The sequence below is a fragment of the Psychrobacillus sp. genome (assembly GCF_056205495.1).
In genome coordinates this window covers 1-2,527 of record NZ_JBAEAP010000151.1, presented here as the reverse complement: position 1 = coordinate 2,527, position 2,527 = coordinate 1, and the positions used below count along the sequence as shown (strand labels likewise).

2 protein-coding genes are annotated in these 2,527 nt (G+C 35.2%); one reads left to right on the top strand and one right to left on the bottom strand.

The features are described from left to right. Nucleotides 1–456 precede the first annotated feature (456 nt). The gene (gene def, locus AC06OU_RS04485) at nucleotides 457–1,014 is read right to left on the bottom strand and encodes a peptide deformylase (RefSeq protein ID WP_475854246.1); all 558 of its coding nucleotides are present in this window, start codon (nucleotides 1,012–1,014) and stop codon (nucleotides 457–459) included. 134 nt (nucleotides 1,015–1,148) lie between these two features. Between def and AC06OU_RS04480 the strand changes: the two genes are divergently transcribed. Then, nucleotides 1,149–1,793 carry a YkyA family protein gene (locus tag AC06OU_RS04480; protein WP_475854244.1) on the top strand — a complete coding sequence of 215 codons (645 nt, stop codon included), beginning with the start codon at nucleotides 1,149–1,151 and terminating at the stop codon, nucleotides 1,791–1,793. Nucleotides 1,794–2,527 lie beyond the last annotated feature (734 nt).

Below are 2,527 nucleotides of genomic sequence, written 5' to 3'. Positions count from 1 at the left end.
AGGGTTGGGTTAATTTATGTTCAAAGAAATCTTAGATCAGAGAGTAGAATTGATTTCCGCGCCAGCCGGACGCTTTCCACGGGGTGAGCGATAAGCCATCACCCATCGCTCACGCACGTGGTTGTGATGTCTTATCTGTCTCCCTCATCCCGTAGGAGTCGCCGTCTGGCACTCCAATCAATAAATGGGAACAGCTTTAGCATCGAGAAAGCGCTAATAAATTTACTCGCCTAAACAAAGCTAAAAAACTGTCACCAACCCCATTTTCATCATCTATTTATGTTCTTAATAGCCATTTGAAAGTCCAATTGTTTATGTTTACAGTCACTATAAAAAGAATTGTTAGTCAAAATCAACCAATAACTTTAACAAAGCTAAACTAATAAATAATCGCTTTGAGAGCGGCACATTTATTAATAAAAAAAGATTGGTCTCCATGGAGGCCAATCTTTTTAATTATTTATTTTCATAAGGAAATGCATCTGCTATTTCCGCATAAGGGTTTTGTGGATTGATATGGTCATAAAACATAATGCCATTCAAATGGTCTAATTCATGTTGGAAGGCGATAGCAGCCAGACCTTTTAGACGTTTCTTAAATGGAGTTCCATCCGGATAAAAGCCTGTTGCTGTAATTCTGGCATATCGCGGAACATACCCTTCAATAACTTCGTCTACAGATAGACAGCCTTCACCAGAAGGTATATATGTTTTTTCTACGGAATGGCTAATAATTTTAGGATTAACTGCAACAAAGCTGATTTCCTGATCGTTCTCATCCATTAGGTGTAAGGCAAACATTCTTTTAGATTGGTTTACTTGTGGTGCAGCAATTCCAATTCCAGGACGAAGGTTGTATTTATTCACCATTTCATCATCTTGGCTATTTATAACGTACTCCAATAAATCATGTGCCAGAGCTTTTTCATCCTCAGTGAGTGGAAAGGTAAGCTCTTCCGTTTTCTTGCGTAGAGTAGGATGTCCATCTCTAATAATGTTAGGCATTAAAATCATCTTGATCGTCCTTTCAAATTTCATACTTCTATTATATCGAATTATGTCGTTTTACTAAACAAAAAGGTATATAAGTCAGTTGAATTTAGTAACTAGAACAATTATAGTTGAAAATGGGTATAGGAGGTTACGGAATGAAAAAATTAATATTCGTGGTTCCTTTCATGTCACTTTTACTATTGTCCGCCTGCTCTTTCGGAGAAGGTACTCAGGAAAAATTATCAAATGTTTTGACTGAAGTCTATGAGGCAGAAGAAGGCTATAGAGAAGTTCAAACTTCCTTGAAGGAAACAGAGTTAAAGGAACAGGGAAATTTTCAAAGCATGATGGAATTAACTCAGGACCAAAAAGAAGAGCTTAGTGCTCAAGTAGAGGCAACTGCTAATCTATTAGAAGAACGTATGACACTAGTAGAAAAAGAAAAGGATTCTATATCGAAAGCAAAGAAGAAGCTTACAGACCTAGAGACAGTTATTTCTGATGCTAAAGAGGAATCCGAAAAGGAAAGTATCCGTTCAGTAGAAGATGCTTTTAAAAATCGATATGATTCTTATGATAAGTTGGTTGAACAATACAACTCTCTTGCAAGCTTACAAGACGCTCTTTATAATATGCTTTTAGATGAAGAAGCGGACGTATCTAAAATTCAAGAGCAGGTTGCAGAGGTTAATAAGCAGAACGAAGCTGTGCAACAAGCAGTTCAAGAATTCAATGATTTAACTAAACAATTAAATGAAGTAAAAGATCAGGCTTTTTCTACTCTTCAAAACGAAGAATAAAATGTATATACACTTTATTTGAGGCTTGAACATAACAGTCACTATATTAAAACGTGAAATCATCTACTTGATTTCACGTTTTTATTTATTTGGCTATGTTAAAGGGTAGGGTTGATTTATGATTGAATAAATTTTTAAGCAGAAAGTAGAATTGATTTCCACGCTAGCCAGACGCTTTTTCGCGTTTTGAGCGATAAGCCATCACCCATCGCTAGCGCGCATGGTTGTGATGGTTCTCTGTCTCCCTTATCTCGTTGGAGTCGCCGTCTTGTGCTCCAATAAATAAATGGAAATGGCTTTCATTCGTCGATAAAGCTCTATTTGTTGCATAAACAAAGCTGAAAAACTGATTCCAACCATATTTTATAATCTAAATTAATTTAATAGCAATTTGAAATGTCTTTTTTTTATGTTTACAGTCCCTATAAGAAAGAAACTTTTAGTCAAAATCAACCAATGGCTTTAACAAAGCTATTTATTTTTAAAGCAAGCTGACTTTTCGGACTTTTATTTTGAAGAGAGTTTTGTCCCAGATTTATCTCTAAGTAATCGAGAGAATCACTTGACTTGGTGACGGAGTCATACGATGAATTTTATAGACTTTCGGAAAAGCCTAAAAATAATGATGTGTAAAAATGATTAGAAGTGGTATGTATATCGAAAAGGCGTTTATTTATATCAATATAGGTATTTGGACAATATGCAATGTATTAATGATGTATTAAATTTATTGA